Annotated in this window: 24 protein-coding genes; 17 read left to right on the top strand and 7 right to left on the bottom strand. The window is 73.2% G+C overall.

What is annotated here, in order from left to right:
• Window positions 1–78: 78 nt before the first annotated feature.
• Window positions 79–2,058: a BTAD domain-containing putative transcriptional regulator gene (locus ACIQJT_RS25660; RefSeq protein ID WP_402647142.1), complete on the bottom strand. Its 1,980-nt coding sequence runs from the start codon at window positions 2,056–2,058 to the stop codon at window positions 79–81.
• A gap of 122 nt (window positions 2,059–2,180) precedes the next feature.
• Between ACIQJT_RS25660 and ACIQJT_RS25655 the strand changes: the two genes are divergently transcribed.
• Window positions 2,181–3,065, top strand: coding sequence for an alpha/beta fold hydrolase (locus ACIQJT_RS25655; RefSeq protein WP_402647140.1), 885 nt, complete (start codon window positions 2,181–2,183; stop codon window positions 3,063–3,065).
• Window positions 3,066–3,833: 768 nt separating this feature from the next.
• Here ACIQJT_RS25655 and ACIQJT_RS25650 read toward each other — a convergent pair.
• Window positions 3,834–4,415 carry a histidine phosphatase family protein gene (locus ACIQJT_RS25650; RefSeq protein WP_402647137.1) on the bottom strand — a complete coding sequence of 194 codons (582 nt, stop codon included), beginning with the start codon at window positions 4,413–4,415 and terminating at the stop codon, window positions 3,834–3,836.
• 251 nt (window positions 4,416–4,666) lie between these two features.
• Here ACIQJT_RS25650 and ACIQJT_RS25645 point away from each other — a divergent pair, with 251 nt between their 5' ends.
• Complete coding sequence (locus ACIQJT_RS25645) at window positions 4,667–4,885, top strand: CbtB-domain containing protein (protein ID WP_007379672.1); 219 nt, start codon at window positions 4,667–4,669, stop codon at window positions 4,883–4,885.
• Between the two features lie 16 nt (window positions 4,886–4,901).
• Window positions 4,902–5,645, top strand: coding sequence for a CbtA family protein (locus ACIQJT_RS25640; RefSeq protein WP_402647134.1), 744 nt, complete (start codon window positions 4,902–4,904; stop codon window positions 5,643–5,645).
• Between the two features lie 627 nt (window positions 5,646–6,272).
• On the opposite strand, the gene ACIQJT_RS25635 is transcribed toward ACIQJT_RS25640, so the two are convergent.
• Together ACIQJT_RS25635 and ACIQJT_RS25630 are read right to left on the bottom strand one after the other, a co-directional pair.
• Window positions 6,273–6,509: a hypothetical protein gene (locus ACIQJT_RS25635; RefSeq protein ID WP_053849142.1), complete on the bottom strand. Its 237-nt coding sequence runs from the start codon at window positions 6,507–6,509 to the stop codon at window positions 6,273–6,275.
• A 249-nt stretch (window positions 6,510–6,758) separates the two neighbouring features.
• The gene (locus ACIQJT_RS25630; RefSeq protein ID WP_402647131.1) at window positions 6,759–8,342 is read right to left on the bottom strand and encodes a helix-turn-helix domain-containing protein; all 1,584 of its coding nucleotides are present in this window, start codon (window positions 8,340–8,342) and stop codon (window positions 6,759–6,761) included.
• Between the two features lie 485 nt (window positions 8,343–8,827).
• On the opposite strand from ACIQJT_RS25630, the gene ACIQJT_RS25625 reads away from it, so the two are divergent.
• The 4 genes from ACIQJT_RS25625 to ACIQJT_RS25610 all read left to right on the top strand — a co-directional run bounded on the left by ACIQJT_RS25625 (window position 8,828) and on the right by ACIQJT_RS25610 (window position 12,870).
• Window positions 8,828–9,448, top strand: coding sequence for an L-threonylcarbamoyladenylate synthase (locus ACIQJT_RS25625; RefSeq protein ID WP_365465137.1), 621 nt, complete (start codon window positions 8,828–8,830; stop codon window positions 9,446–9,448).
• Between the two features lie 125 nt (window positions 9,449–9,573).
• The gene (locus ACIQJT_RS25620) at window positions 9,574–10,329 is read left to right on the top strand and encodes a dienelactone hydrolase family protein (protein ID WP_402647126.1); all 756 of its coding nucleotides are present in this window, start codon (window positions 9,574–9,576) and stop codon (window positions 10,327–10,329) included.
• 178 nt (window positions 10,330–10,507) lie between these two features.
• On the top strand, window positions 10,508–11,887 hold the full coding sequence (locus ACIQJT_RS25615; protein ID WP_402647124.1) for a DEAD/DEAH box helicase: 1,380 nt from the start codon (window positions 10,508–10,510) through the stop codon (window positions 11,885–11,887).
• 167 nt (window positions 11,888–12,054) lie between these two features.
• Complete coding sequence (locus ACIQJT_RS25610; RefSeq protein ID WP_402647121.1) at window positions 12,055–12,870, top strand: SAM-dependent methyltransferase; 816 nt, start codon at window positions 12,055–12,057, stop codon at window positions 12,868–12,870.
• Window positions 12,871–12,940: 70 nt separating this feature from the next.
• On the opposite strand, the gene ACIQJT_RS25605 is transcribed toward ACIQJT_RS25610, so the two are convergent.
• Window positions 12,941–13,804, bottom strand: a complete 864-nt coding sequence (locus ACIQJT_RS25605; RefSeq protein WP_365465148.1) for a helix-turn-helix transcriptional regulator — start codon at window positions 13,802–13,804, stop codon at window positions 12,941–12,943.
• A gap of 139 nt (window positions 13,805–13,943) precedes the next feature.
• Between ACIQJT_RS25605 and ACIQJT_RS25600 the strand changes: the two genes are divergently transcribed.
• From ACIQJT_RS25600 to ACIQJT_RS25575, 6 genes are all read left to right on the top strand, one after another.
• Entirely contained in the window at window positions 13,944–14,159 is a 216-nt protein-coding gene (locus ACIQJT_RS25600) for a 4-oxalocrotonate tautomerase family protein (protein WP_365465151.1), read from the top strand.
• Between the two features lie 258 nt (window positions 14,160–14,417).
• The gene (locus ACIQJT_RS25595) at window positions 14,418–15,110 is read left to right on the top strand and encodes a 2-phosphosulfolactate phosphatase (RefSeq protein WP_365465154.1); all 693 of its coding nucleotides are present in this window, start codon (window positions 14,418–14,420) and stop codon (window positions 15,108–15,110) included.
• 67 nt (window positions 15,111–15,177) lie between these two features.
• Window positions 15,178–15,948, top strand: coding sequence for an alpha/beta fold hydrolase (locus ACIQJT_RS25590; protein WP_402647117.1), 771 nt, complete (start codon window positions 15,178–15,180; stop codon window positions 15,946–15,948).
• A 257-nt stretch (window positions 15,949–16,205) separates the two neighbouring features.
• Window positions 16,206–17,114 carry an MHYT domain-containing protein gene (locus ACIQJT_RS25585; protein ID WP_402647115.1) on the top strand — a complete coding sequence of 303 codons (909 nt, stop codon included), beginning with the start codon at window positions 16,206–16,208 and terminating at the stop codon, window positions 17,112–17,114.
• A gap of 57 nt (window positions 17,115–17,171) precedes the next feature.
• Window positions 17,172–18,716 (top strand): metallophosphoesterase family protein, encoded by a 1,545-nt coding sequence (locus ACIQJT_RS25580; RefSeq protein ID WP_402647112.1) that lies wholly within the window; start codon window positions 17,172–17,174, stop codon window positions 18,714–18,716.
• 54 nt (window positions 18,717–18,770) lie between these two features.
• Window positions 18,771–19,799 (top strand): LLM class flavin-dependent oxidoreductase, encoded by a 1,029-nt coding sequence (locus tag ACIQJT_RS25575; RefSeq protein WP_365465166.1) that lies wholly within the window; start codon window positions 18,771–18,773, stop codon window positions 19,797–19,799.
• A 334-nt stretch (window positions 19,800–20,133) separates the two neighbouring features.
• Here the strand turns inward: ACIQJT_RS25575 and ACIQJT_RS25570 are convergent, their stop codons facing one another.
• Window positions 20,134–21,099, bottom strand: coding sequence for a TauD/TfdA dioxygenase family protein (locus ACIQJT_RS25570; protein WP_402647110.1), 966 nt, complete (start codon window positions 21,097–21,099; stop codon window positions 20,134–20,136).
• A gap of 77 nt (window positions 21,100–21,176) precedes the next feature.
• On the opposite strand from ACIQJT_RS25570, the gene ACIQJT_RS25565 reads away from it, so the two are divergent.
• The 4 genes from ACIQJT_RS25565 (at window position 21,177) to ACIQJT_RS25550 (ending at window position 24,153) form a co-directional block, all read left to right on the top strand.
• A complete protein-coding gene (locus ACIQJT_RS25565; RefSeq protein ID WP_402647107.1) occupies window positions 21,177–21,803 on the top strand; it encodes a hypothetical protein in 627 nt (208 codons plus the stop codon).
• 362 nt (window positions 21,804–22,165) lie between these two features.
• Window positions 22,166–22,996, top strand: coding sequence for an aldo/keto reductase (locus ACIQJT_RS25560; protein WP_402647104.1), 831 nt, complete (start codon window positions 22,166–22,168; stop codon window positions 22,994–22,996).
• A gap of 41 nt (window positions 22,997–23,037) precedes the next feature.
• Window positions 23,038–23,619 carry a DNA polymerase ligase N-terminal domain-containing protein gene (locus tag ACIQJT_RS25555; RefSeq protein ID WP_402647102.1) on the top strand — a complete coding sequence of 194 codons (582 nt, stop codon included), beginning with the start codon at window positions 23,038–23,040 and terminating at the stop codon, window positions 23,617–23,619.
• A gap of 99 nt (window positions 23,620–23,718) precedes the next feature.
• Window positions 23,719–24,153 carry a cupin domain-containing protein gene (locus ACIQJT_RS25550; protein WP_365465182.1) on the top strand — a complete coding sequence of 145 codons (435 nt, stop codon included), beginning with the start codon at window positions 23,719–23,721 and terminating at the stop codon, window positions 24,151–24,153.
• A gap of 9 nt (window positions 24,154–24,162) precedes the next feature.
• Here ACIQJT_RS25550 and ACIQJT_RS25545 read toward each other — a convergent pair whose 3' ends face one another.
• Window positions 24,163–26,511, bottom strand: a complete 2,349-nt coding sequence (locus ACIQJT_RS25545) for a SpoIIE family protein phosphatase (RefSeq protein WP_402647099.1) — start codon at window positions 26,509–26,511, stop codon at window positions 24,163–24,165.

The following is a 26,511-nucleotide window of genomic DNA, read 5'->3' as shown; positions in this document are numbered from 1 at the left end:
GGTGCTCTTGAACCAGTGCCATTGAATCGTTTCAATCGCTGTGAACGCCCGAACGCTAAGCCGGTGGTTCGACCGAGGTCAAGATGCGTGCACGGTGAAAGCGGCTGCCAGTGCGTCCAGATGGCCCGCCACAGGGCCCGCGGTGAGCACTCCGCTCGCGGCGCCCGCGAGTTCACCCCGGGCCGGTTCGAGCGCACTTCGGGCGCGCCGCATCAGCGCACGGTCGCCCACCTGGATCGCCGCACGGGCGAGCAGGCTCCACAGGGCCTCGTACAGCAGGTCACCGGGCGGTTCGGGAACACCGGCCAACAGGCGTACGGCGTCCCGGTCCTGCCCTTCGGCGAGCAGCAACAGAGGCCGCACGAACGGTTCGTAGGGACCCCAGTCGGTGTGCGGGTCGGCGGTGACGGGAAGCCCGTGGTGCAGCCGCAGGCACAGCAGGGCCAGGGGCAGCAGTCCGCGTTCCAGACCGGGCATGCCCGCGCCCGTCAGGGACTTGGCGGCCTGACGGTACGCGGCCTCCCCGCGGTGCGGGGGCTCCGTCGCCGCGGTGCGCAGCGCGCGGTACCACGTGGTGAAGACGGCGACCAGGGGCAGTTCGTGGCGTTCGGCGAGCGCGTCGGCGGCGGCCGCGTGCTCGTCGGCGGCCGCGAAGTCGGCGGTGGCGCTGTGGGCCTGCATCCGGATCAGCCGGCCGAGTACCTCGTAGGTGAACAGGCCGTGCCGGGCGGCGACTTCGGCGATCTCCGCGCCGATCCCGTCCCGCCGGGCGGAGAGTCCGGCCCGCTCGAAGGACTGCATGAACAGGCCGTTGAGGGCGAAGACGAGCAGGTTGGCGTCTTCGAGCCGCCGGGCGCTCGCCACGGCCTGGTGGGCGGCCTGGAGGGCGCGCGTCCCGTCCGGGAGGGTGCCGCGGGACTCCACCGCCACGGTGGCCAGGAGCCGTGTCCTCGCCGCCTCGTGCCCGCCCGGCGGCAGCAGGCGCAGGGTGCGTTCCGCCGCGCCCACCAGCCGGTCGGCCTGGTCCGGGTCGTCGGAGCGGGTCCAGACGGCGGGCACGTCGTAGACGCCGATGACCCGGGCCGTCAGCTGCGGGTCGCCGAGCTGCTCGGCCGCCGCCACGGCCGCGGCCCGGTGCCGCCGTGCCGCCTCCAGCCCGCCGCCCCCGGTGACGGCGAGGTCGCGCATGAGCACCGCGGTCGACTCCAGCCGGGTGCGGGCCCGCAGGGGCACCATGCTCTCGTACGACGCCGACGCCTCCGCCCAGACCTGTGCGGCCGCATCGGTGGGGCCCGGGTCCAGGTGGCCGGCGTGCCGCAGGATGTCCTGTTCGGTGCGGCTCAGCCGGGGGCCCGGCTCCACCCCGAGGTGCTCGCGCAGCAGCTCCCGGGCGCGCCGCAGGACGGACAGGGCGTCCGCCTGGCGGCCCGAGCGGTACAGGGCGACGGCGAGCAGCTGCCAGCCGTCCTCCCGCCAGGGGTGTTCGGCCACATGGGCGTCGAGGTCCGCGGCCGCGTCGGCGGCGGCACCGAGGGCGAGCTGGGCCTCGGCCCGGCGTTCCACGGCGGTCAGCCGGAGCCCGGCGAGCCGCGAGCGCTCCGCCCGGGCCCAGGTCTCCTCGGCGAAGTCGGCGTAGGCGGGGCCGCGCCACAGCTCCAGTGCCTCGGTAAGCCGGGGCGCCGCCTGTGCGGGAGGCAGGTCGGCCGCCGCGGCGACGGTGTGCTCGAACCGCCAGGCGTCGACGTGGGCGGGTTCGGTGCGCAGGGCGTAGCCGGGGCCCTCGGTGACGAGGAGGCGGGACGGGGTCCGGCGGGGCCGCTCGGGTTCCAGCGCGCGCCGCAGTCCGGCCACGAAGGTCCGGACGGCGCCGACCGCGTCCGCCGGCGGCTCCCCCGCCCACAGGTCCTCCACCAGACGGGAGACGGGGACGACCTTGCGGCGGGCGACGAGGAGGCGGGCCAGCACGGCACGGTGCCTCGGTCCCCGCAGGGCGATCGGCTCACCGCTCCCGTCCCAGGCGGCCACGGCCCCCAGGACCCCGAACTCGACCACGCGCACACACCTCAACGTACACGCGTTCATCCGTTGCTCATTCGCTCCCCGGACGCTGGGGGCATCGGCACCACCGACCCTTATGCCGATGCCGCCCCACCCGCCGCACCACCGAGGAGAGCCCCGCCGTGAAGCCCACCATCGCCGGATTCGAGTACCAGCGCGTCCCCGTCGCCGACGACGTGTCCCTTCAGGTGGCCGTGGGAGGGACCGGCACGCCCGTCGTCCTGCTGCACGGCTTCCCGCAGACCCACCTGATGTGGCGCCATGTCGCCGCGGACCTGGCCGCCGACCACACCGTGATCTGCCCCGACCTGCGCGGTTACGGCGACAGCGACAAGCCGCGCGAGGACGGCCCCGGCACCTACTCCAAGCGGACCATGGCCGACGACGTCGTCACCCTCGCGCGCGAACTGGGGCACCCCCGGTTCGCGCTGGCCGGGCACGACCGAGGCGCGCTGGTGGCCTTCCGCGCGGGCCTCGACCACCCGGACGCGGTCTCCCACCTGGCCTGTCTGGACGTCCTGCCGACGCTCGACATGTGGGACGCCCTGCACGGCACGTCGGCCGCGGTCGCCTTCCACCTCTACCTGATGGCCCAGCCGCCCGGTCTTCCCGAGCGGATGATCGCCGCGAGCGCGGACGCGTTCTTCGGGCACTTCCTCGACGTGTGGGCGAACCGGCCCGACGCGATCCCGCCGCGGGTCCGGGCCGAGTACCTGCGTGCCTGCCGCGAGGCGGTGCCGTCGATCGTCGCCGACTACCGCGCCTCCGCGGGCATCGACGTCGAGCACGACCGGGCAGACCGGGCCGCGGGGCACAGGCTGGGCATGCCGGTGACCGTGCTCCAGCAGGACTGGGGCGCCGCGCTCGGCTTCGAGGCCACCGCGCTGTGGGGTGCCTGGGCCGAGGACCTTCACCACACGACCGTCTCGTGCGGTCACTTCATGGCGGAGGAGGCCCCGGCGGACGTGGCGAAGGCCCTGCGGGAGCTCGTCCTGCGGCCCGCCTGATCCGCCCGTGGCTCGACGACCCCCTTGCCATGCCAGGTCGCTGTCCAAGTCCCTCGTCACGCTCACCGCACCGGCGGCGGTGAGCGGCGCCGCGGCGACACGGGACGAGCCGATCGCCGCGCACCGGGAGGATCACGGCGTCCGCGGCGAGGAGCACGCCACCGTGCGCCAGGCCCTCCCCCACCGGGCGGTCCCGCGGCGCATCCCGCCGAGGCCTCGGGGCTCGACCCAGCGACGGGCTGCTGGGGGCCGCCGCCGGGACGACTCTGGGCGAGCGGTTCCACGAGGTGCGGCCCGTGCCCGGTCTCGACGGCTGGTCCGGGGGGTGGGCGACTCGCCGGACCGGGTCGCCGACCGGCACGACCGGCGTTGGAGGTACCCGGCGGCGCTCCGGACACCGCCCGGACCAACTCCCGTACTTTCTGCGGTCGGTGTTCGGGGTGACCACCTTCCGGACGACGGCGAGTTCGACGGCGGGTTTCTCCTCCTGGCTCACCGATGAGCACGGGCCGGTGCGCAAACTCCTGGGACCCGCGCCGCACGCCGAGCTCCTCGCCTCCCATGTCACCGGGCCACGACGCGGCCTTCAACTCCCGCCTCACCTGGACGCCGGGCTTCGTACGCGACCGGGGAAAGATCGCCAGGGGCGGGATAGGCGGTGCCGTGGCCCGGTGGTCGCTGCACCACGGGCACGCCTCGCCTGTCCCGCCCGCCGGCTGGACGACCGCGCCCGGGCCGCTCGGGATCGCCGCGGCCCTCGGGTACGACTCACCGTGGTGGGCGTGGGCTAAGCGGCAGCTCGGCCATCCGGAGGTTCCAGCGCCCGGCGCGGCCCGTGAGCTCCACGGTGGACAGGGGCGGAACGTCGATCCGCCAGAACGCCTGCGGCGGTGCGCCCAGCGCGTGCACCACTGCGGCCCGCGCCACCGCCTGTTCGACCACCGCGAGCACCCGTCCCGCGTCGGACGGCAGCGCGTCCAGCCAGGCGGCCACCCGGTCGCAGAGCTGCGCCACGCTCTCGCCGCCGTGCGGCACCGCCTGCGGGTCCGTGAGCCAGCCGGCCAGCCCCGCCGGGTCGGCCGCCGCGACCTCGTCGAGGGTGCGGCCGTACCAGGAGCCCATGTCCAGGTCCCGCAGCGCCGGTTGGGGTGTGAAGGGCTCCCATCCGAGGGTCCGGGCCGTCTCGGTGCAGCGCCGCGAGGGTGCCGAACAGCGGGTGGCGGCACGCGGGAAGGCTCCGGCGAGCGCCCGCACCCGGTGCAGTGCCCGCTCGTCGAGGGGGGCGTCGGCGAAGCGGACGTCGCGTTCCGTGCGGGCGGCGGCGCACAGCAGGGTGAGCCGGACGGTCATGCGAGCCCTTTCGTCGAGTCGCCAAGGGTGGTTCATCGTAGGTGGCGTACGCCATGTTGGCCGAGGCCCGCATTGCCCCTACGATCTGGGACGACAAGGACGACGGCGCCACGGAAGTCCGGTGCAAGCCCGGCACGGTCGCGCCACTGTGTGCCGCCCCTCGGCCGACGAGATGGCGGTGAGTCAGACCCAACGCCGTCGTCGAGTGCTCCACACGATGCGGGACGCGTTGTTCCCGAGGAGGTCTCGCCATGGCGCAGTCCACTGCCGCCCCCACGCCCACCACCCCTGCCCTCACCCCGTTGCCGGTGCGGGCGCTCGTCCCCTGGGCCGTCTTCTTCGGCGTCCTGATGCTGGTCCTGCTGTACTTCGTCGGCGCCGAACAGGGCGCCACCGCACTCGTCTCCGGCGAGGGCGTCCACGAGTGGGTGCACGACGCACGCCACCTGCTCGGCTTCCCCTGCCACTGAGGCGGGGACCGTCATCATGAACTCCACAGTCGTACGCGCCCTGTTGGCGCGCGGCATGCTCGCCGGACTCGGCGCCGGCGTCCTGGCCTTCGTCTTCGCCTACCTGGTCGGGGAGGGTCCGGTGGACGCGGCCATCGCCTTCGAGGAGGCGGGCTCCCACCAGCACGGCGAGGAACTCGTCAGCCGTTCCGTGCAGTCGACGGCCGGACTCGCCACCGGCGTCCTCGTCTTCGGGGTCGCCATCGGCGGCATCATGGCGCTGGCGTTCTGCTTCGCGCTGGGCCGGGTAGGCCGGATCGGCGTACGGGCGACGGCGGGGCTCGCGGCGCTCGGCGGGTTCCTCACCGTCTACCTCGTGCCGACCCTCAAGTACCCGGCGAACCCGCCCGCGGTGGGTGACCCGGACAGCATCGACCAGCGCACCGCCCTGTTCGTCCTGATGATCGCGCTCAGCGTGCTCCTCGGGATCGGCGCGGTCCTGCTGGGCCGCAGGCTCGCTCCGGGCTGGGGCAACTGGAACGCCTCCACCGCGGCCGCCGTGGCCTTCGTCGCCGCGGTGGCGGTGGCGATGGTCGTCCTGCCCGCCGGGGACAACACCCCGAAGGGCTTCCCGGCCACCGACCTGTGGGAGTTCCGTCTGGCCTCCCTCGGCGTCCAGGCCGTGCTGTGGGCGGCGTTCGGGCTGCTGTTCGGCTTCCTGGCCGAGCGGGTCCTCGAACCGGGGCGGACCCGGAACAAGGTCTCCGCGCTCGTCGCCTGACGTGGTGGGTTCCGCCGGGGGCGCGCCCGGCGGAACCCACCACGTGGTCCTTCGACGGTTGCGGGACGTCGTGGTGCCGTGATGAGCTGCGGCCTTTTAGCCGACAGATGCGGGCGCCGGAGCCGTGCACCCGCACGAACCCGGCGTCCACCGGTCGTACGGGCCGCGCGTCCCGTGTGTCGGACCGGCCCGTCCGTCCCGAACCAGGCCGCCGTCGGCCCGTTCGGCGTTCCCTCCTCCGGCGCGCCCAACTCCCGCATGGACCAAGGCGGATCGCTGTAGATGTGCGAACACGCCGACGCCCACGAAGTCTTAGGCCGCGTCGCGATCATGGCGGGCTCGAAGTCGAAGAGCCCGCTCAGGCGCCACCCGACGGGGTCGACGAGGAGGTGCTGCCGCATCACCTCGGTGTGCAGCAGGGTCCGCCGCGGAGCGTGTCTCCTCGCGACAGTCCAGGAAGGCACCTCAGTCACCGGGTCCGAGGACGTCTTCGAGCGGGGCCGGGTCGAGTGGGTGCCGTGCGTCGAACGTCGGGACGGTAAGGCACCCGCGCCCCGGCGGCAACGCGTCTCCGGCACGACGGAAGGGCCGGACACCCGTCTGTCCGGCCCTTCCGCACCTACCGGGTCAGCCGCCGTTCAGGCGGGCGCGCAGGAGCTTCTTGCCGAGCTCGGCACCCTTTCGGCTGTCCGCCTGGGCCTTGCGGAACAGGTCGGCGACCTCCGTGTCCTTGGCGCGCTCCGCGTCCTGGATGTAGCTCTCCAGCCGCAGCGCGTTGCTCAGGCACGCCTCCACATACCAGATCAGGTTGTAGTCCTTGTCCGGCGTGCCGGTCGCGCCGCCGGTCTCCGTGCTGCTGGTCATTCCGGCCTCCTCCAGCGGTAGTCGTTCCGGAGCCGGACGAGTACCCGCCCTCCGCAGGTCAGTCCACCCGGGGACGAAAACACGCCAGCGGGCCGTCCCCTTGGGCCCCGGCCGGCTCGACAGCTGAGGAACGTCACGGGGGGCGCGACCGGTCCCCCGTTCCGGTCGTTCCCCCCGCGGTGGCTCGAACCTACGTGACCTGCGCACCCCTGTGAATCGCGTCGATGCCCGCTGTGCGCGGCACAGGGCTCACCCGTGCACAGGTGCGCCCGAATCGCCAGGATGGCCTGGATCGCCGGGATGATCAGGATGATCCGGATAACCCTGCTCGTCGCGGGGCAGGTCGGGGTGTGCGAGTTCGCCCGTCGCGAGATGTGCCAGGACGACCTCGTACAGGTCGCCGCCGGAGGCGAGCAGCCGGCGTTCGAGGACCGGCTCGGCGCTGCGGACGTGGTCGCGCACGGTCTGCGCGTGGACGGCCAGTGCCCGCGCGGCACGTTCCGCGTTGCCCCCCGCGGCGATCCAGCTCCGCAGGGTGCGGCGCAGGTCGCGGGCGTCGCTGTCCAGTCGCCCCAGCAGCTCCCGTGCCCAGGTCTCCAGCGCGGGTCCGGCCAGCAGGTCGTCCAGACGGGCGCGGGGCTGCCTGGTGCCGCCGTTCTCGTCCTGGCCGTCCGCGAGGCTGACCTGGGTGCTCAGGGCCAGATGGACGGTCGCGCGCACGGCCAGGTCGGTGAAGTCGGTGCGCAGCAGGGACTCGACGCGTTCCATCCGGGCGCGGACGGTGTTGCGGCTGACACCGAGGACCTTGGCGGCGCTCACAGCCGTGAACTCCAGGCCGAGGCGGGTGGTGGCGAGCAGCTCGGCGCGGGTGTGGTGCGGCAGCGCGTCCAGCGGGCGCAGCAGCCGGGCGGTCCACGCTCGCAGCGCGGCGGGGTCCATCAGTCGCTCGGGACGGTTGCGTTCGGCGTACAGAGCCGCCTTGTCCGGCCGAACGCGTGCCACGGCCAGAGCACTGACCGCCTGTCCGTAGGCGGTGGCGGTCCGGGCGAGGCTCTGCCGGGCGCTGCCGCCGAGCAGGGTGCCGGGAGTGCGGTCGACCAGCGAGCGCAGGGCCGCGCCCGCCGCCTCCCCGGTGGTCACGATGATCACGTGCCCGTCCATGGCCGGGCAGCGCACCACCAGGGCACGGTCGCCGGTCACGCCGAGGCACTCCTCGGCGAGCCGGTCGCGTTCCGCCGCGTCGCCCTCGAGGACGTAGACGCACGCCGTGTCGGTGTCGAGCAGACCGGGCCACAGTCCCGCCGCGACCCGGCGCGCCGAGACGGTGTCCTCGACCATGAGCAACTGGAGTATGGCCAGGCGCAGATCGGACGTGGCCCGCTTCAGGCGCCGCCCGGCCTCGGTCGTCTCGCGGGCGCGCAGCAGGAGTTCGAGGACCTGGACGGTGTGCGTGAGGATGTCGGAGGTGCGCCGGTCGAAGGGTTCCGGGCGGGCCACCGCGAGCACTCCCGCTCCGGCGGACGCCGGGTCCGGGTGCTCCACCCTGACCAGCCGCAGGTGGCTGCCCCCTTCCTCGGTGGCCGCCGAGGCGAGGCGTCCGGTGAGGATGCCGGCGACGAGGCTCTCGTCCAGTGGCATCGGGGTTCCGGCGACGAGGGTGCCGCTGTCGTCCTGGAGGACGGCCGTGCCGTGCACGGTCTCCGCGAGCCAGGCGACGACCTTGCGGACGTCCCGTCCCGTGGGCCGCAGATGGTCGAGGAGTTCCCGCGCCCATGTCGGGGTCTCGGCGTCCGCCGCCCGACCGCCACCGCGTCCGCCCCGCTGACCTGCCACGTCACCCTTCTCCTGGCCCTGCGCGTCCCCTGACGACACCGCTCGGGACGTTACCTCACGAGCGGCGGAAGGGCGCTTGTCGGTTGCGGTCGGGTGGGAGGGGCGGGCAGTGACGGAGAGGGTGGCCGGGCGGCGTCGTGGGGCTGCACGGAGACCCACGGGCGGTCGAGGGCCGACGACGGCCGGCCAGGTCCGCACCGTTGGGCTCTGCTGCTGCGGCGGGATGGTGCGCGGCCGTGCCGAGGAGTCGCCCGGGGAGGCGGGAGGCGGGGGCCATGTCGTGGGCCGTGACCGCGTGCCGCGTGCGTGGCCGATTCGCCGAGCCGCCACGGAGTGACTGCGTCGCGAGTGACCGTACGGCGAGTGACTGCACGGTGAGGTATCGGCCGGCGGGGTGCTCCACGCGACCGCGAGGCGGCGGGCCCGGCAGTCGACGTCACCCCCGCCTGCGGCACCGCCGTACGCCGACCGCATAAGCTCGACGGATGGCGAAGTACTTCGACGTGCACCCCGACAACCCGCAGCCCCGCACCATCTCCCAGATCGCCGAGAGCATCCGCTCGGACGCGCTGATCGCGTATCCGACGGACTCCTGCTACGCGCTCGGGTGCCGGCTGGGCAGCCGTGACGGCATCGACCGGATCCGGACCATCCGTCATCTGGACGACCGGCACCACTTCACCCTGGTCTGCCAGGACTTCGCGCAGCTCGGACAGTTCGTACGGGTCGACAAGGACGTGTTCCGCGCGATCAAGGCGTCGACGCCCGGCAGTTACACCTTCATCCTCCCGGCGACGAAGGAGGTGCCGCGCATGCTCCAGCACCCGAAGAAGAAGACGGTCGGCGTGCGCATCCCCGACCACGTCGTGACCCAGGCACTGCTCGCCGAGCTCGGGGAACCGCTGCTGTCGAGCACCCTGCTGCTGCCGGACGAGGAGGAGCCGATGACCCAGGGCTGGGAGATCAAGGACCGTCTGGACCATGTGCTGGACGGGGTCGTCGACTCCGGGGACTGCGGCACCGAGCCGACGACGGTGATCGACTTCTCCGGCGGCGAGGCGGAGATCGTGCGCTACGGCGCGGGTGACGCCAGCCGGTTCGAGTAAAGCGGCGCCCAAGTGGCGGGGGCCGCGACGGGCAAGTGGATGGTACGTGCAACCATGTGCTCCGGCCCGGTCCCGCCGGGCCGGCGACCTGCTCGCCGTCGCACGCGCAGAGAGGCACTCCCCCCATGACCTCCGTACAGGGAACCGCCGTCGACATCCCCACCGCGGACGGCGTCGCCGACGCCTATCTCGCCCACCCGGGCGACGGTGCGCCCCGGCCGGCCGTCCTGCTCTTCCAGGACGCGTTCGGGCTGCGCCCCCACCTCAGGTCGATGGCCGACCGGCTGGCCGGGGCGGGATACGCGGTCCTCGTACCCAACGTCTTCTACCGGCAGGGACGCGCGCCGGTCGTCGAGCTGCCCGAGTTCATCGACCCCGACGCGCGGCCGGAGATCTTCGACGCGGTCACTCCGCTCGTGCGGGCCCTGACACCGGAGCTCGCGATGCGGGACGCCGGGGCGTATCTGCGCTGGCTGGCCGACCGCCCCGAGGCGGCCGACGGTCCCGTAGCCCTCACCGGCTACTGCATGGGCGCACGGCTGTCGCTGCTGACCGCCGGCACCTATCCGGACCGGGTGGCCGCGGCGGCCGGCTTCCACGGCGGGCGCCTGGCGACCGACGCTCCGGACAGCCCGCACCTGGTGGCCGGGAACATCACCGCCGAGCTGTACTTCGGTCACGCCGACGACGACCCGTCGCTGCCCCCGGAGCAGATCGAGCGGCTTGCCGCCGTGCTCACCGAGGCCGGGGTCCGGCACCGCTGCGAGGTCTACGACGGTGCCCCGCACGGTTTCACCCAGGCCGACACCGCCTCGTACCACCCCGAGGCCGACGAGCGGCACTGGACGGCACTGCTGGACCTGCTCAAGCGCACGTTCTAGGCGGAGCCCGGTGAGGGTGGTGCGGCTCGGCGTGCAAGCGGTGCCGGGGCGGGACCGCGGCCCCCGGGCAAGCCGTCGAGACCAGGCCCTCCATCACTTTGTGTTACCGTCTAACCTTTGCGCGCTCATGACTTCCTGCCGGGCCTCCTCGGTACGTCCCTCTGCGGAAGGCTCTTTCATGAACCACCCCGACCAGCCCGGCCACCACGGCCCGGAGTCCCCCGCCTCGTTCGCCGATCTGGCGCTCCCGGCCGAGGTGCTGCGGACCCTCACCGAGCACGGGGTGCGCGAGCCCTTCCCGATCCAGGCGGCCACAGTGCCCGACGCCCTCGCGGGACGCGACGTCCTGGGGCGCGGGCGCACCGGATCGGGCAAGACGCTCGCGTTCGGTCTCCCGCTGCTGGTCCGGACGGCCGGGCGGCGCGCGGAGGCGAAGCAGCCCCTGGCACTGGTCCTGGTGCCCACCCGGGAGCTCGCACAGCAGGTCACCGAGGCCCTGGCACCGTACGCCGAGGCACTCCGGCTGCGGATGGCGGCGGTCGTCGGCGGGATGTCGATCGGCCGGCAGATCGCCGCACTGCGGGAGGGCGCCGAGGTCGTCGTCGCCACCCCCGGCCGGCTGCACGACCTCGTCGAGCGCAAGGCGTGCCGTCTGGGCCGGGTGCGGATCACCGTCCTCGACGAGGCCGACCAGATGTGCGACATGGGCTTCCTGCCGCAGGTCACGCAGGTGCTCGACCAGGTGGGGCCCGAGGGCCAGCGGATGCTGTTCTCGGCCACCCTGGACCGGGACGTCGACCACCTGGTCAGCAGCTACCTCCACGACCCCGTCGTCCACTCGGTGGACCCGTCCGCGGGTGCCGTCACGACGATGGACCACCACGTCCTGGTCGTCCACGGCCCCGACCGGTACGCCGTCACCACGGAGATCGCCGCCCGTGACGGCCGTGTGCTGCTGTTCCTGGACACCAAGCACGGTGTCGACCAGCTCACCCGGCACCTGCGGGCCGGCGGGGTGCAGGCCGCGGCCCTGCACAGCGGCAAGTCCCAGCCGCAGCGCACCCGCACCCTCGCCCAGTTCAAGGACGGGCAGGTCACCGCCCTGGTCGCCACCAACGTCGCGGCCCGTGGCCTGCACGTCGACGACCTGGACCTGGTGGTCAACGTGGACCCGCCCACCGACGCCAAGGACTATCTGCACCGCGCGGGCCGCACCGCGCGGGCGGGAGAGTCCGGCAGGGTCGTCACCCTGGTGCTGTCGGGCCAGCGCCGTGAGACGAGCCGTGTGCTGGCCGAGGCCGGTATCGAGCCGACGGTCACCAAGGTGCGCTCGGGCGAGGCGGAACTGAGCCGGATCACCGGCGCCAGGGCTCCGTCCGGTACGCCGCTCGACGGCGGGCCCGCCGCGTCCCGGCCCAAGAACACCAACGTTCCCTTCCGTGGGCTGGGCACCAGCAAGGACGCCTCCCGCGGCCCCGGCGGCAGGTCCCGGAAGGCCGGTGAGGCCCGCAAACTCGCCGAGGCCCGCCGGGCGGCCCAGGTGCGACGCGGCGGCTGAGCACCGCTGCCCGGCGTCGACGAGAGCCGTCCCGGCCGGCTCCGGTCCCGAACCGGCAAGCGGGCGAAGGACGGCTCCGGTCCCCGAACAGGCAGGCGCACGAAGGACGTTGGCGCATAGGTTGTGGCGTGACCGATCGACGCCAGGCCGAAGGACGGACCCGCCTCATGACCGATCCGGTGACGACGCCCGAGCCCACGGAACACCCGGAGATCGACACCTCGGTGCCGCACTCCGCGCGCATCTGGAACTACTGGCTCGGCGGCAGCGACAACCACCCCGTCGACAGGGCGGCCGGCGACGCCTACACCGCCGTCTTCCCCGGCATCGTCACGATCGCCCGCGGCAGCCGGGCCTTCCTGAGCCGCGCGATCACGTATCTGGTCGCCGAGGCGGGCATCCGGCAGTTCCTGGACGTCGGCACCGGCCTTCCCACCGCGCAGAACACCCACGAGGTCGCGCAGCGGCTCGCGCCCGACGCCCGGATCGTCCACGTCGACAACGACCCGATGGTCCTGGCCCACGCCCGCGCCCTGCTCACGTCCACCCCCGAGGGGGCCACCGCGTACCTCGACGCCGACGCGACGGACCCGGACCGGATCCTCGCGGGCGCCGCCCGCACCCTCGACCTGGGCCGGCCGGTCGCGGTCGTCCTCAGCAACATCCTCGGGCACATCGCCGACCACGAGCAGGCCCGCTCGATCGTCACCCACCTGATGGGCGCCCTCCCGCCGGGCAGTCACCTCTGCGTCAACGACGGCTCGCTCGGCGTCGACCCGGTCTTCGAACGGGCCCAGGCCAGCTACAACGACAGCGGCGCCGTCCCGTACGTACTGCGCACCGTCGAAGAGATCACCCGCTTCTTCGACGGGCTGGAACTGGTCGAACCCGGCGTCGTACCGGTCACGCGATGGCGTCCGGACCCCGGTTCGCCCGTCCCGGAGGTCGTCGCCGAGCACGGCGGGCTGGCTTGGAAGCCGTAGCGGCGAGCGCGGCGCCCGGAGCACGCGACCCCACGCGGAAGGTACCGGGGTCGTGCGCGGACCGCGCTGCCTAACGCAACGTGTTCTCGTCGTCCGTGGACATGTCCTGGGTGCCGATGACCGAGAGCAGTTCCAGCTGGGCGGCGGCCTCGGTGCCGGGCGGGGCGCTGAACCAGAGCAGACGCTGGCGTCCGTCCTCGCTGAACAGGGTGTGGCAGTCGACTGCGACGACTCCCAGCGCCGGGTGGACGATCCGCTTGTGGTCGACGCGCCGCAGCGCCACGTCGTGGGTGTCCCACAGGGCGCTGAACTCCGGGCTGCGCCGTTGCAGGTCGGCCACCATCGCGGCGACTTCCGTGTCGCGGCCGCGCCGGGCGGCGACGGCCCGCAGGTCGGCGACGAAGGCCCTGGAGTGCTGGGGATGGTCCTCGGCGGGATAGACGCCGCGGGAGGCGGGGTCGGTGAACCACCGGTGGACGAAGCTCCCGGCCGTGCCGCGGCGGGTGGGGGCGCGGCCGATCAGCGCGGCGGCCAGTTCGTTCTGCACGAGGGTCTCGTGCAGGTCGGTGATGATCTGCGCGGGTGTCGTGGTGAGCCGGTCCAGCAGACCGAGCAGGGCGGGCTGGGCATGGGCGTTCGGGCCCCGGGCCACCGTGGGGACGGGCCGGTCGGCGAGGTGGAACAGGTGGTCGCGCTCGTCGCCGCCCAGACGCAGCGCCCGGGCGAGCGCGGCCAGCACCTGCGCGGAGGGCTGGACGTCCCCTCCGCGTTCGAGTTCGGTGTAGTAGTCGGCCGACAGGCCGGCCAGTTGTGCGACCTCCTCGCGCCGCAGGCCAGGGACCCGGCGCCGCGGCCCCGTGGGCAGCCCGACGTCGGAGGGCCGTACGCGATCGCGCCGGGACCTCAGGAACGCGGCGAGCTCGGCAAGGTTCATCCCGCCATCATCACGCGGCACGCGGCGGCGGAGCCAGGGGACGCCGACCCCAGGGTGCGCGCAGCCCTGGCTGTGCCTGCCGCACCGGACGACCGTGGTGTGCGCACCGTTCACCCACCCCGCAGATGGAGCAGCACCCATGCCGTTCGCGAACTTCAAGGTCCCCGCCGGCACCCTCACCGAGGAGCAGAAGCAGCAGATCGTCACCCGCGCCACCGAGCTCTACGTCGACATCTACGGCGAGCGCGCCCGCGCCACCACCCTCGTCCTCGTCGAGGAGGTCACCGACGGCGGCTGGGGCATCGGCGGCCACGTACTCACCCTCGCCGAGCTCGAACGGACCGAGGGGAGTTGACTGCTCGACGGTGAGGGGATCGGTGGCCCGGCGAGGCCGGGTCCGCCCCACGGCGGAGACCTGACCGAGGCCGGCCACGGTCGGCTCCAGGGTCGTGGCGCCCGGGCGGCGACGCTCCCCCTGCGGCCCCGGTGGGAGACGGCCGCCGCACGGGCAGCGGTCCTGCACCGCGTGCGCGCCGGAGCGCCACCGGCTGCCTCGGCCCCGCCTCACCGTGCAGCCCTCCCCGGCACGGCTGGGCTGCTGCAATATGGGCCGATGCGCTCTCACTTCCTCGGGATTCCGGAGTTGACGGGGACTCCCGCCGTCGCCGTCGTCATCGACGTCCTCCGTGCGTTCACGGTGGCCGCCCACGCTTTCGCCGGTGGTGCCGAGAAGATCGTCCTGGCCTCCTCGGAGGACGAGGCCCTGGAGCTGAAGGCCCGGCAGCCGGGCTGGCTGGCCCTCAAGGACGGCGCGCCCGTGCCCGGGTTCGACGCGTACAACTCCCCGGCCCTGCTGGCGGATCACGACCTCGACGGCCGCACCGTCGTGCAGAAGACGACCTCGGGCACGGTCGGCGCCCTGGCGGTGGCCGACGCCGGGCTGCTGCTGTGCGCGAGTTTCGTCGTGGCCGGCGCCACCGCGCGGCTGCTGCGGGCACGCGGAGCGCGGGAGGTGACGTTCGTCGTCACCGGCGAGGAGGGACGCGCCGAGGAGGATCGCGCCTGCGCCGAGTACGTGGCGCGGCGCGTGGAGTCCGCCGAGGTGGACGCGGGACCGTATCTCCGTCGTGCGCGGGACTCGCGCTGGGCGGCCTCGCTGGAGCGGGGTGCGCGGGAGGGGCTGCCGGGTGTCCACCCGGACGACGTCCGCCTGTGCCTGGAGGCCGACCGGTTTCCGTTCGCCATGGCCGCGGCCCGCGAAGGCGCCCTCATGGTGCTGCGTCCGGTGCCCGCCCCACCCGGGTGACACCGCACCGATGACTTCCGCGGCCGCGCCGGGTCTCCCCCGCACCCGACTGCGCAGAACGGATGTGATGACCGTGCCGAACGGTTCCGCCCACGCCAAGGTCAACGGCCTGGAGATGTACTACGAGACCCATGGCACCGCCCCGGACGGAACCCGCCCGCTGGTGCTGCTGCACGGCGGTGGCCTCACCGTCGATCTGACCTTCTCCGCCTTACTCCCCGCCCTGGCCGCCGACCGGCGGGTCGTAGCCCCCGAACTGCAAGGACACGGCCGCACCGCCGACACCGGCCGTGCGCTGACGGTCCCGGGTCTGGCCTCGGACGTGGTGGCGCTGCTCGACGAACTCGGCATCGGACAGGCCGACTTACTCGGGTTCAGCCTCGGCGGGCTGACCGCGCTGGAGATCGCGGTGCGGCATCCGGAGCGCGTCGGACGGCTCGCGCTCGCCGCCACCATGTACACCCAGGAAGGGGTCCACGACGACGTCCGCGTCCCGGACTACGGCTCGCCCCGGCTGCCCAGCCAGGACGACTTCCGGCGCATGGCCGACGCCTACGCGGCCGTCGCGCCCCGCCCCGAGCACTTCCAGGACTTTCTCGCCAAGGTCTCGGCGGCCGCCCATGCCCCGCTGCCCTGGACCGCCGACGACCTGCGCGGGCTGCGGGCGCCCACCCTGCTGCTCCTCGGCGACAACGACTTCGTACGGGTGGAGCACGCGGCCGAGATGCAACGGCTGATCCCCGATGCGCGATTGGCCGTCCTGCCGGCCACCACGCACATGGCCCTCATGCAGCGGAGCTCCCTGCTGCTGCCGCTGCTGGGCGAGTTCTTCGCGTGACGCGGCTGCCGGCACCGGCGCCGGACCTTTCCCCGTCGAACGGCATCACCGATACCAGGGGATGCTGAAAAAGGGTCAACTTTCGCAGAACCGCGCCGCACTGGAGACCGCATGGCCGAAACTCGCCGCCATGTGACCAAAGTTCAACAGGGCGCCGCGGGAGTCCCGTGCTTACTTGAGGTAAGGCCTTGCTCAACCGGATCCCGAGCCGTAACCCTTCCTCCACAACCAGCCATGGCTCTGGGGGGAGTTGGCTTATGGAAGGCACGGTCGACGGGTTCCGCTACGGCGCGGTGACCCCGGTCGCCGCCTATCTCATGGCGTGCCTGGGAGGGGCTCTGGGGCTGCGCTGCATCGTGCGCACCCTGCTCAGCACCCAGTCGTGGAAGGCCGGCTGGCTGGCGCTCGGCGCCGCCTCGATCGGCTGCGGCATCTGGACGATGCACTTCATCGCCATGATGGGCTTCCGGGTGGTGGAGACCCGGGTCCGCTACGACGCCGGGCTCACGGTCCTCAGTCTCGCCGTGGCCATCGTCGTCGTGGGCGTCGGCGTCGGCGTCTTCATCGTCGGCTACCGGGGTGCCAGCACCCTCACCCTGTCCTTCGCGGGCGTGATCACCGGGCTCGGCGTGGCGGCCATGCACTACCTCGGCATGGCGGCACTGCACCTCGACGGGACGGTCCGGTACGACGCCGCCGTCGTCGCGCTGTCCGTGGTCATCGCGATCGTCGCCGCGACCGCCGCCCTGTGGGCGGCCGTCACGATCCGGGGCTTCCTGACCAGCCTCGGAGCCAGCCTGATCATGGGCATCGCCGTGACGGGGATGCACTACACGGGCATGTCGGCGGTCAGCGTCCATGTGCACGGCACGACCGGCGGCTCGTGGGCGGGAGACTCGCCCACCTCATTGCTGCTGCCCATGCTCCTGGGACCGGCGATCTTTCTGCTGCTGGCCGGAGTCGTGGTCATGTTCGACCCCCTCCTGGTGCTCGGCGAGGGCGACTGGAACCGCTCGTCCGCCTCGGCCTCGCGCACCGGGGCGTCGTCCCGCTCACTCCCGGACGACCGGGACGACGAGGACGGGAAGGACCAGGACGCCAGGGTGGTCCACGCCCGCGCACCGCAGGATCCGCAATGGGCCGCACCGCACAGCAGGCCCAGGTGAGACCCGATCCGGCACTCCCCTTCCCTGCCGGTCCTAGATCGTTGTTACGGTGCACCGGTGTCTGACTCCTCACGCGATACCGCCGAAGGCGCCGGCTGGGGCTCCGCCCAACTCGGCGAGTACAGGCGGTTGATGCCGCCCAAGGTCGAGAAGATCTCCTGGCTGGACCCGAAAACGCTGTGGGCGGCCCGCAACGGCGTGGTCGCCTCCTGGTTCGGGGACCCCACCGGCCGTACCCGGAGCCGCTGGGTGGCCCAGCGCGCGGCGGCCGGCGCACCCGCCGACAAGGTGATCCGGCGGGCGGACCCGGACCGGTTCTCGTTCATGGTGATCGGCGACACCGGCGAGGGCGACGACCCTCAGTACGCCGTCGTACCAGGCTTTCTGCGGATCAGTCAGGACACCCGGTTCGCGGTCGTCGCCAGTGATGTGATCTACCCGGTGGGCAGCGCGGACGACTACGCCACGAAGTTCTTCCGGCCCTACCGGGACTATCCGGCGCCGATCTACGCGATACCCGGCAACCACGACTGGTACGAGGACCTCGGCGCCTTCATGCGCGTCTTCTGCGACGACGCCCCGCCCCTGGACCCCGAGCCCGCGCCCCGCCCCCTGACCCGGGCCTGGCTGCGTTCCCTGCTGTGGCACCGGCCGCGCGCGAACGACGGCCAACTCCTGGACGAGGCACGCCGGTTGCGTGCGGCCCCGGCCCAGCGGGCCGTCCAACCGGGCCCGTACTGGGCGGTCGACGCCGGCCAAGTGCGGATCATCGGCATAGACACCGGGCTGCTCGGCACCCTCGACGCCGAACAGGGCGCCTGGCTGCGCGAGGTCTCCCGAGGCCCGCGTCCGAAGATCCTCATCACTGGTTCCCCGTTGTACGTGGACGGCGAGCACCACCCGTGCGCCATCGAGGGCGGCGGCACGGTCGACGACATCGTGCGCGATCCCGAGCACCACTACGTCGCGGCGATAGGCGGCGACATCCACAACTACCAGCGCTATCCGGTGGACGTGGACGGCCGGACCATCCAGTACGTCGTCTCGGGCGGCGGCGGCGCCTTCATGCACGCCACGCACACCATCCCGCACGTCTCCGTCGCGAACGTCACCGAGGAGGACTTCCGCTGCTACCCCCTGCGCGGCGACTCGCTGGCCTTCTACAGCAGGCTCTACGGACGCCGGCTGCGGCTGCGCCGCTTCTTCACCCTCACCGAGGCCGAGGCCACCGCGGTGATCGCCGAGCGGCTCGGCATCCCGCCCACCCGTCTGCCGGGCAAGCCGGCCCGCGTCACCCTGCGCACCCGCCTGGTGGCGAGCCTCCTCGGCGCGGGCGGCCGGCCCGACCGCACCTCGCGCTTCCGGCTCCCGGTGCGCAAGATCTACACGCAGCTGTTCTCGCCGAGTTCGGCGACGTACAGCCCGCCGTTCTTCAAGTGCTTCCTGCGGCTGGACGTCACCCCGGAGGAGGTGCGCCTGCGCTGCTTCGCGGCCACCGGCAACCTCGCCCAGGAGATCGACCCGCCGGTCGAGGACGAGGTGACCATTCCGCTGTCCCGCGCCACGCCCGAGGGATCCGACGACCGGGAACATCACGCGTGACAGCCGGGTTGGCACTGCTTGGTACTTGATACATCAAACAACCCGGAGGAGCCCGTGCCGCCGACCCCCCGCCCCCTGCGCCGACTGGGCTTCCTGACCATCGGCCTGTTCGACGAGACGGATCCGCGGCGCGGGCACGAGTCCACGCTGGAGATCATCGAGCTGGGTGAGCGGCTCGGCTTCGACAGCGCGTGGCTGCGCCACCGCCACCTCCAGTACGGCATCTCGTCCCCCGTCGCCGTCATGGCGGCGGCCTCCCAGCGCACCAGCCGCATCGAGCTGGGTACGGCCGTGATCCCGCTCGGCTGGGAGAACCCGCTGCGGCTGGCGGAGGACCTGGCGACCGTGGACATCCTGTCCGGGGGGCGGGTCAACCCCGGTGTGAGCGTGGGCCCGCCGATGCACTTCGACGACGTCAAGGAGGCGCTGTACCCGGACACCGCCGACGCCGAGGACTTCTCCTACGAGCGGGTGCGACGGCTCCTCGACTTCGTGCGCGGCGCACCGGCCAGCGACTTCAGCGGGGTGCGGGGGTTCGAGGTGTTCTCGGACCGGGTCCAGCCGCACTCCCCGGGTCTCGGCCGGCGTCTGTGGTACGGCGGCGGCAGTCTGAGCTCGGCGCGCTGGGCCGGTGAGCACGGCATGAACTTCCTGACCAGCAGCGTCGTCAAGGCGGAGGCTCCCGAGGGGCCGTACGACTTCGCGGAGATCCAGTTGTCGCACATCCGCGCCTTCCGCGCCGCGCATCCGGACGGGGAGGCGGCCCGGGTGTCCCAGGGCCTCGTCGTGATCCCGACCGACTCGGCGTCGGCCGAGCAGCGGGCGCGGTACGAGGAGTACGCGGCGAAGCGCACCCCTCGCACCGCCGTGCCGCAGGGTCCGGCGCGGCTCATGTTCGCGCCGGACATCGTCGGCACGTCGGAGCAGATCGCCGAACGCCTGCACGCGCACGCCGCGTTCCGCGAGGTGGACGAGGTGGCGTTCGCGCTGCCCTTCACCTTCGAGCACGAGGACTATGTGCAGATCCTCACCGACATGGCCACCAGGTTGGGCCCGGCGCTGGGGTGGACACCGGGCGCATAGGCGCCGGGGTTCACCGCCGGGTGCGAGGGCCGGGGTCGCGGCGGACAGCGGCGGCGGCGAGGCGGGGCCCCGGTCATCGCGATCACCGTCGCCGGAGACGGCCCCGACCCGAGGCCCGACTCCGTGACGGACTGCGCGGCGGCAGGGGGCCGCGGACGTGAATCCCTAGGTCTCCGAGCCCCGACGGCGCGGGCGGGCCGCCCGCGCCGGCCCCGACGACACGGCGGCCCTAGGCGCACCCGGCACGGACCGCACCCGCACCCGCACCCGCACCCGCACCCGCACCCGCACTAGAGCGAACCGCGTCACCGAACCCCCGGCCCGCCCCGCCCCCTCACCAGCGCCCCACCGCGCTCCCCGTGATCGCCTCCGACGGCTTGCCGTCCACCCCCACCGGCACGTCTCCCGCCAGCATCACCCGGTGCATGGTGCGGGGAAAGTCGAGGTGGGCGTTGTCGGCGGGGGCCAGGTGGATGGTGGCCCGGTTGTCCCAGAAGGCGACGCTTCCCGGCTCCCAGCGGAAGCGGACGGTGTACTCCGGCCGGACCGCCTGTTCGAGGAGCATGTCGAGGATCGCCCGGCTCTCGGCGCGGGAGAGGTCGGCGATCTGCTCGACGTAGTAGCCGTTGACGTAGAGGATCCGCTCCCCCGTCTCGGGGTGGACCCGCACGAGCGGGTGCAGGGAGGCGACCTGGTGGTCCAGCAGGTGCCGGACGTAGGCGTCGTCGCCCGGGCGGGGCTGGTAGCCGACGCCGAGCCGGTGCTCCGCCCGCAGTCCGTCGACGAACTCCCGCACCGGGCCGGAGAGCCCGGCGTAGGCGGCGGCGAGGTTGGACCACTGCGTGTCGCCCCCGTACGGCGGAACCGTCTCGGCGCGCAGGATCGTCGCCGCGGGCGGGTCGATCCGGGCCCCGTGGTCGCAGTGCCAGCCGCGCAGCAGGGTGTGCCGGCGGCGCCGCAGCCACTCCTCGTGCTCCATCCCGAACTTCCCGCCCAGCTCCAGCCGGTCGGCGGTCGTCTCGACCTCCGGGAAGTCCGCGGGTGAGGCGCTGCCCCGCTTGCGCAGCACGACGGGCTCGCCGAACCTCCGGGCGAAGGCGACGTGCCCGGGGTGGTCGAGCTTCTGTCCCCGGAAGAAGACCACCTTCCACCGCAGCACCGCGGCCCTGATCGCGGCGACCACCGTGTCGTTGAGGTCGTCCGACAGGTCGACGCCCGTGATCTCGGCACCGATGTGCCCGGCCACCGGGTTCACCTCGATGCCCGCGTCCCGTTCCGCCGTGCCCTTGTCCGTCGTCATGCGTGCTCCGTTGATCGCCGGCATCTGTCCGAGATCCGTGCCCCTCAGGACACGTCACCCATGGTTGACTGCCCAGCGTGGACACGCCCGCAACTCCCCAGGAGCCCGGTGCCTTCCTGCGGCGGCTGCCGACGGGCGAACGGCTGCCCCTGCCCGCCGACTCGGTGACCGCCTGGGACACCTTCCCCTTCGAAGGGGACTTCCGGGTCAAGCGGCTGCGGCCCCCCGTCCTGCCCGAGCCGGACCGGGCCGGCGAGGGCGGCCCCGAGGAGTGCCGCACCTGTCTCAAGCCGGTGACGCAGGCCCTGTGGGCCGACGACCACTGGCGCCTCGACGAGGTCGGCACCGAGTCCCGGCTCCCGGCCGTCGTGATGCTGCAACCGCGCGGCCACCACGACCTGTCCGACCTCCCGGCGGAGCGGGCGGCCGAGCTCGGCCCCCTCCTCCAACGGGTGGAGCGGGCGGTCCTCGCCCTCGACGGCGTCGCCCGCGTCCACGTCAACCGCTGGGGCGACGGCGCCGCCCACCTGCACTTCTGGCTCCTCGCCCGGCCCGCGGGGCTGGTGCAGCTGCGCGGCTCCTTCCTGCCGGTGTGGGAGGAACTCCTGCCGCCCGTGCCCGAGGAGGAGCGCCGCGAGGCCCACCGGCGGATCGCCTCCGCCCTGGCCGCGGACGGCGGCACCGCCCACGCCCTCTCACGCTGAACGCCCGTGTCACCACGCCCTCGACCGACGTGCGGTCCACGAGGATCGGCGGCCTCACCCGCACCCGCCGGTCGAGCAGCTCCGCGACCGCCGCGTCCTGCCTGGCCCCGCTCCCACCGCAGTCGGCAGTGAGGACGAGGTGGTCACCGCCCCGGGCCGTCTCCATGGCGCCGCGCGACAGCCGGCCGGCGAGGGGCGAGGAGACGATCCCGTCGTCGACCTGGGACGCCCGGGTCACGCCGACCGCTTCTCGTCCATGCCGTCCATGCCGTCCGCCGGCCTCGTCCCCGCCCGTCCGGTTGATCATTGCTCACCCCATCCGTGAGGCTGGGAGGACGACACACTCAAGGGAAGGTCCGGACGTGATCAGCATCCCGACACACACGCTCAACGACGGTACGGGGATCCCCGCCCTCGGCCTGGGCACCTGGCCGATGGACGACACCGAGGCGGAGCGGGCCGTCGCCGCCGCCCTGGAGAGCGGCTACCGGCTCGTCGACACCGCGACGAACTACCGCAACGAGACCGGGGTCGGCCGTGGTGTGGCCGCCTCCGGGGTGCCGCGCGAGGAGGTCCTCGTGACGACGAAGCTGCCCGGCCGGCACCACGGCTACGAGGAGACCCTGGCCTCCTTCGAGGAGTCCCGCGCCCGCCTCGGCCTGGAGTACGTGGACCTGTACCTGATCCACTGGCCGCTCCCCCGGGTCGACAAGTACGTCGACTCGTGGAAGGCCATGGTCAAACTCCGCGAGGACGGCCTCGTACGGTCCATCGGGGTCTCCAACTTCACCCCCGCCCACATCGAGCGGCTGGAGAAGGAGACCGGGATCCTGCCGTCCGTCAACCAGATCGAGCTGCACCCCTTGCTCCCGCAGGACGAGCTGCGCGCCTTCCACGCGGGCAAGGGCATCGTCACCGAGAGCTGGAGTCCGCTGGGCCGCGGCTCGGACCTCCTGGACGACCCGGCCGTCGCGGCCGCCGCCGAGGCGCACGGTGTCACGCCCGGCCAGGTGATCCTGCGCTGGCACGTCCAGCTCGGCGCTCTGCCGATCCCGAAGTCCGGCGACCCCGAGCGGCAGCGCACGAACCTCGACGTGTTCGGCTTCGAGCTCGGCGAGGCCGAGATGGCGGCGATCGGCGACCGTGAGCACCGGCGCCTGGGCGGGGACCCGGAGGTGCACGAGGAGTTCTGAGCAGCGGGCGGGGTACCCGGGACCGCCGGAAGGAGCCGCAGGTGAGCGATCGACTCAGGGACTACCACGGCAAGCGGGACTTCGGACGGACCCGGGAGCCGGCGGGGCGGCGGACCCGCACGGGTGCCGCGCCCCGGTTCGTCGTGCAGATCCATGACGCGAGCACGATGCACTTCGACTTCCGGCTCCAGGTCGGCGACGTGCTGAAGTCCTGGTCGGTCCCGAAGGGCCCCTCCGGCGTGCCCGAGGACAAGCGTCTCGCGCTGCCGACGGAGGACCATCCGCTGGAGTACGAGGACTTCGAGGGCGTGATCCCCGCGAGCGAGTACGGCGGCGGCACGGTGATCGTGTGGGACCGCGGCACGTACGAGCCGCTGAGCCACGACCGCAAGGGGCGTCCCGTCGATTTCGCGGAGTCCCTGGAGCGCGGGCACGCCACCTTCCGGCTGCACGGGGCGAAGCTGCGCGGCGCGTACGCGCTGACCCGCTTCCGTGCGGACAACTGGCTCCTGGTGAAGACCACCGAGGGAGGGGCGCGCGGCCACGGCACACCGGATCCGCGCCGGGCACGCTCGGTGCGGACCGGCCGGACGCTGGCTCAGGTCGCCGACGAGGAGACCTGAACCGGCGGATCCGCCGAACACCGCCCGACAGGCCTGTCCCGGCTCTATGTTCACAACGACACGTGATCGCTGAAGCACACGAGCCAGGAGGCCCTCCGTATGCGCATCGCGCTCCGTACCGCCCTGTCCGGCGCGGTCGTCGCCGCCACCGTCCTCACCGGCGGCACCGCACAGGCGACCCCGCCCGGCCCCGGAGTGACCGGCACGCTGATCGCCCAGAAGACCGTGGGCGGCACCGACTACGTGCTCCGGGAGATCACCGTCCCGCCGGGCCAGGCGACCGGCTGGCACTACCACGACGGCCTCGTCGTCGGGTACGTCAAGCAGGGCACCCTCAGCCACTACCACTCCGACTGCGCCAGTGACGGCACCTATCCGCAGGGCACCGTGGTCCGCGAGCCGGGCGGCCCCGGCGACGTCCACCTCGGCCGCAACGAGGGGGACGTCCCCCTGGTCCTGGAGGTGCTGTACGTCCTCCCGCACGGCTCGCCGTACTCGGAGGACGTGCCGAACCCCGGCTGCTCCTTCGAGTGACCGCGCCGCTCAGAACTCGGGTGCTTCCAGGGACTGTTCGGCCCAGATCGTCTTCCCGCTGCCGGTCTGCCTGCTCCCCCAGCGCAGGGTGAGCTGGGCGACCAGCAGCAGCCCGCGGCCGCCCTCGTCGAAGGCGTGGGCGCGCCGCAGGTGCGGGGAGGTGGAACTGCCGTCGGAGACCTCGCAGATGAGGGTGCGGTCCCGGATCAGCCGCAGCTGGATGGGCGGTTCGCCGTAGCGGATGGCGTTGGTGACCAGTTCGCTGACGACGAGTTCGGTGACGAAGGACGTCTCCTCCAGTCCCCAGGCGGCCAGTTGGTCGGTAGCGGCCTGCCGGGTCGCGGCCACGTGCGCGGGGTCGGGTTCGACGTCCCAGGTGGCGACCCGGTCCGCGCCGAGGGCCCGGGTGCGCGCGAGCAGCAGGGCCACGTCGTCGCCGGGTTCCTCGGGCAGCACGGCCTTCAGGACTGTGTCGCACAGGTCGTCGAGGGTGTCGGTCCTCGCGGTGAGCGCACGGCACAGTTCCTCGGTGGCGTGGTCGACGTCCCGGTCCCGGTCCTCCACGAGGCCGTCGGTGTAGAGGGCGACGACGGACCCCTCGGGCAGTTCGGTCTCCGTGGCCTCGAAGGGCAGTCCGCCGACGCCGAGCGGGGGCCCGGCGCTCAGCGGGACCAGGCGCGCGGTCCCGTCGGGCAGGACGACGGCGGGCGGCGGGTGGCCGGCGGCGGCCGTGGTGAGGCGGCGCGAGACCGGGTCGTAGACGGCGTAGAGGCAGGTGGCGCCGAGCTCGGCGACCTCCTCGTCGCGGTCGCCGGAGGCGAGGTGGGTGACCAGGTCGTCGAGGTGGGTGAGGAGTTCGTCGGGGGCCAGGTCGACGTCGGCGAGGGTGCGCACCGCCGTGCACAGACGGCCCATGGTCGCCGAGGACGGGATGCCGTGGCCGACGACGTCGCCGACGACGAGGGCGACGCGGCTGCCGGAGAGCGGGATGACGTCGAACCAGTCGCCGCCGATGCCGGCCAGGGAGCCGGAGGGCAGGTAGCGGTGGGCGACCTCGACGGCGGCCTGTCCGGGCAGGCCGCGCGGCAGGAGGCTGTTCTGGAGGGCCAGTGCGGTGGTGCGCTCCCGGGCGAAACGGCGGGCGTTGTCGATGCAGACGGCGGCCCGGCTGGCGACCTCCTCGCCGAGGACGGCGTCGTCGGCGCCGAAGTCGTCGGGATGGGCGATGCGGACGGCGACCGCGACGCCCAGGGTGGTGCCGCGGGCCTTGAGCGGCACGGCGAGCAGGGAGTGGGCTCCCTTGCGGTAGGAGCGGCCCGCGGGGGCGCGGGCGTTGCGTTCGGCGACCCAGCGCATGAAGTCGGGTTCGCCGGCCTGGCTGAGGGCGGCCCGGCCCTCCTTCACCGCTCGCGCGGGCGGCGAGGAGGCCAGGTAGATGTCCGTCTCGCCCAGGCGGACGGCGGCCTCGGGGGTGCCCTCGTGGGCGGAGCCGTGGGCGACGCGGCGCAGCACGATGTCGCCCTCCAGGACGGTGGGTGGTTCGTCCGCGCCGAGGACCCATTCGAGGAGGTCGACGCTGGCGAAGTCGGCGTAGCGCGGCACGAGGAGTTCGACGAGTTCCTCGGCGGTGCGCACCACGTCGAGGGTGGTGCCGATGGTGGCCGCGGCCTCGTTGAGCAGAGCCAGTCGCTGCCGGGCCCAGTACTGGTCGCTGCTGTCGAAGGCGGCCAGGGCGACGCCGGTCGGTTCGGTGGAGCCGTCCTCGTGCAGGGGCCACATCTCGCAGGTCCAGGCGTGCTCGTGGTTGAGGGCGGGCGCGCCGGTGAAGCTCTCGTAGCGGGCGGGTCTGCCGGTCTCGGCGACCTGGCGCAGGTTGGCGAGGAAGCCGCGGCTGTGCTCGGCCTCCTCGACGGTGTCCGGGAAGAAGCGGCCGATCAGGGCTTCCTCGGGGACTCCCATGACCCGGCAGGCCACGTCGTTGAGGCGCAGGTAGTGCTGGCGGGTGTCGAAGACCGACATCGACATCGAGGCCTGCTGGAAGGCCTGCCCGGCCAGGGTCGGCTCGGCGGTACCGGGGCGCCGGGCCGTGATCACGTATCCGGTCGGCGTGCCGTCGCCGCCCAGCACGGGGCAGGCGTCGAGGACGAGGGTGAGGAGGGAACCGTCGCGGTGCCGCAGTACGACGGTCCCCGTCAGCGCTGTCACGGCCGATCGCGGCGGGTCCTCGGCGAGCAGGTCCCGCGCGGCGCGCCCTACGACCTCCTCGGCCGTGTGTCCCGTCAGCCGCCGGGCATCCTCGCTCCACCCCGTCACGACGCCCGCGGCATCGGTGACCGCCGTAGCGGAGACGTGCTCCAT

Origin of the sequence: Streptomyces sp. NPDC091972, from assembly GCF_044756385.1 — a bacterium.
GTDB lineage: Bacteria > Actinomycetota > Actinomycetes > Streptomycetales > Streptomycetaceae > Streptomyces.
Note: the sequence above shows the minus strand (reverse complement) of the source record. Positions and strands in the feature narration are given on the sequence as shown.

Excerpts from the sequence above, each read along its gene's own strand:
- ACIQJT_RS25605 (WP_365465148.1), bottom strand. The coding sequence starts at position 13,804 with ATGAACCTTGCCGAGCTCGCCGCGTTCCTGAGGTCCCGGCGCGATCGC.
- ACIQJT_RS25645 (WP_007379672.1), top strand. The coding sequence starts at position 4,667 with ATGGCGCAGTCCACTGCCGCCCCCACGCCCACCACCCCTGCCCTCACC.
- ACIQJT_RS25595 (WP_365465154.1), top strand. The coding sequence starts at position 14,418 with ATGCGCTCTCACTTCCTCGGGATTCCGGAGTTGACGGGGACTCCCGCC.
- ACIQJT_RS25570 (WP_402647110.1), bottom strand. The coding sequence starts at position 21,099 with ATGACGACGGACAAGGGCACGGCGGAACGGGACGCGGGCATCGAGGTG.
- ACIQJT_RS25640 (WP_402647134.1), top strand. The coding sequence starts at position 4,902 with ATGAACTCCACAGTCGTACGCGCCCTGTTGGCGCGCGGCATGCTCGCC.
- ACIQJT_RS25600 (WP_365465151.1), top strand. The coding sequence starts at position 13,944 with ATGCCGTTCGCGAACTTCAAGGTCCCCGCCGGCACCCTCACCGAGGAG.
- ACIQJT_RS25545 (WP_402647099.1), bottom strand. The coding sequence starts at position 26,511 with ATGGAGCACGTCTCCGCTACGGCGGTCACCGATGCCGCGGGCGTCGTG.
- ACIQJT_RS25550 (WP_365465182.1), top strand. The coding sequence starts at position 23,719 with ATGCGCATCGCGCTCCGTACCGCCCTGTCCGGCGCGGTCGTCGCCGCC.
- ACIQJT_RS25620 (WP_402647126.1), top strand. The coding sequence starts at position 9,574 with ATGACCTCCGTACAGGGAACCGCCGTCGACATCCCCACCGCGGACGGC.
- ACIQJT_RS25590 (WP_402647117.1), top strand. The coding sequence starts at position 15,178 with ATGACCGTGCCGAACGGTTCCGCCCACGCCAAGGTCAACGGCCTGGAG.
- ACIQJT_RS25650 (WP_402647137.1), bottom strand. The coding sequence starts at position 4,415 with ATGACCGTCCGGCTCACCCTGCTGTGCGCCGCCGCCCGCACGGAACGC.
- ACIQJT_RS25635 (WP_053849142.1), bottom strand. The coding sequence starts at position 6,509 with ATGACCAGCAGCACGGAGACCGGCGGCGCGACCGGCACGCCGGACAAG.
- ACIQJT_RS25615 (WP_402647124.1), top strand. The coding sequence starts at position 10,508 with ATGAACCACCCCGACCAGCCCGGCCACCACGGCCCGGAGTCCCCCGCC.
- ACIQJT_RS25585 (WP_402647115.1), top strand. The coding sequence starts at position 16,206 with ATGGAAGGCACGGTCGACGGGTTCCGCTACGGCGCGGTGACCCCGGTC.
- ACIQJT_RS25625 (WP_365465137.1), top strand. The coding sequence starts at position 8,828 with ATGGCGAAGTACTTCGACGTGCACCCCGACAACCCGCAGCCCCGCACC.
- ACIQJT_RS25610 (WP_402647121.1), top strand. The coding sequence starts at position 12,055 with ATGACCGATCCGGTGACGACGCCCGAGCCCACGGAACACCCGGAGATC.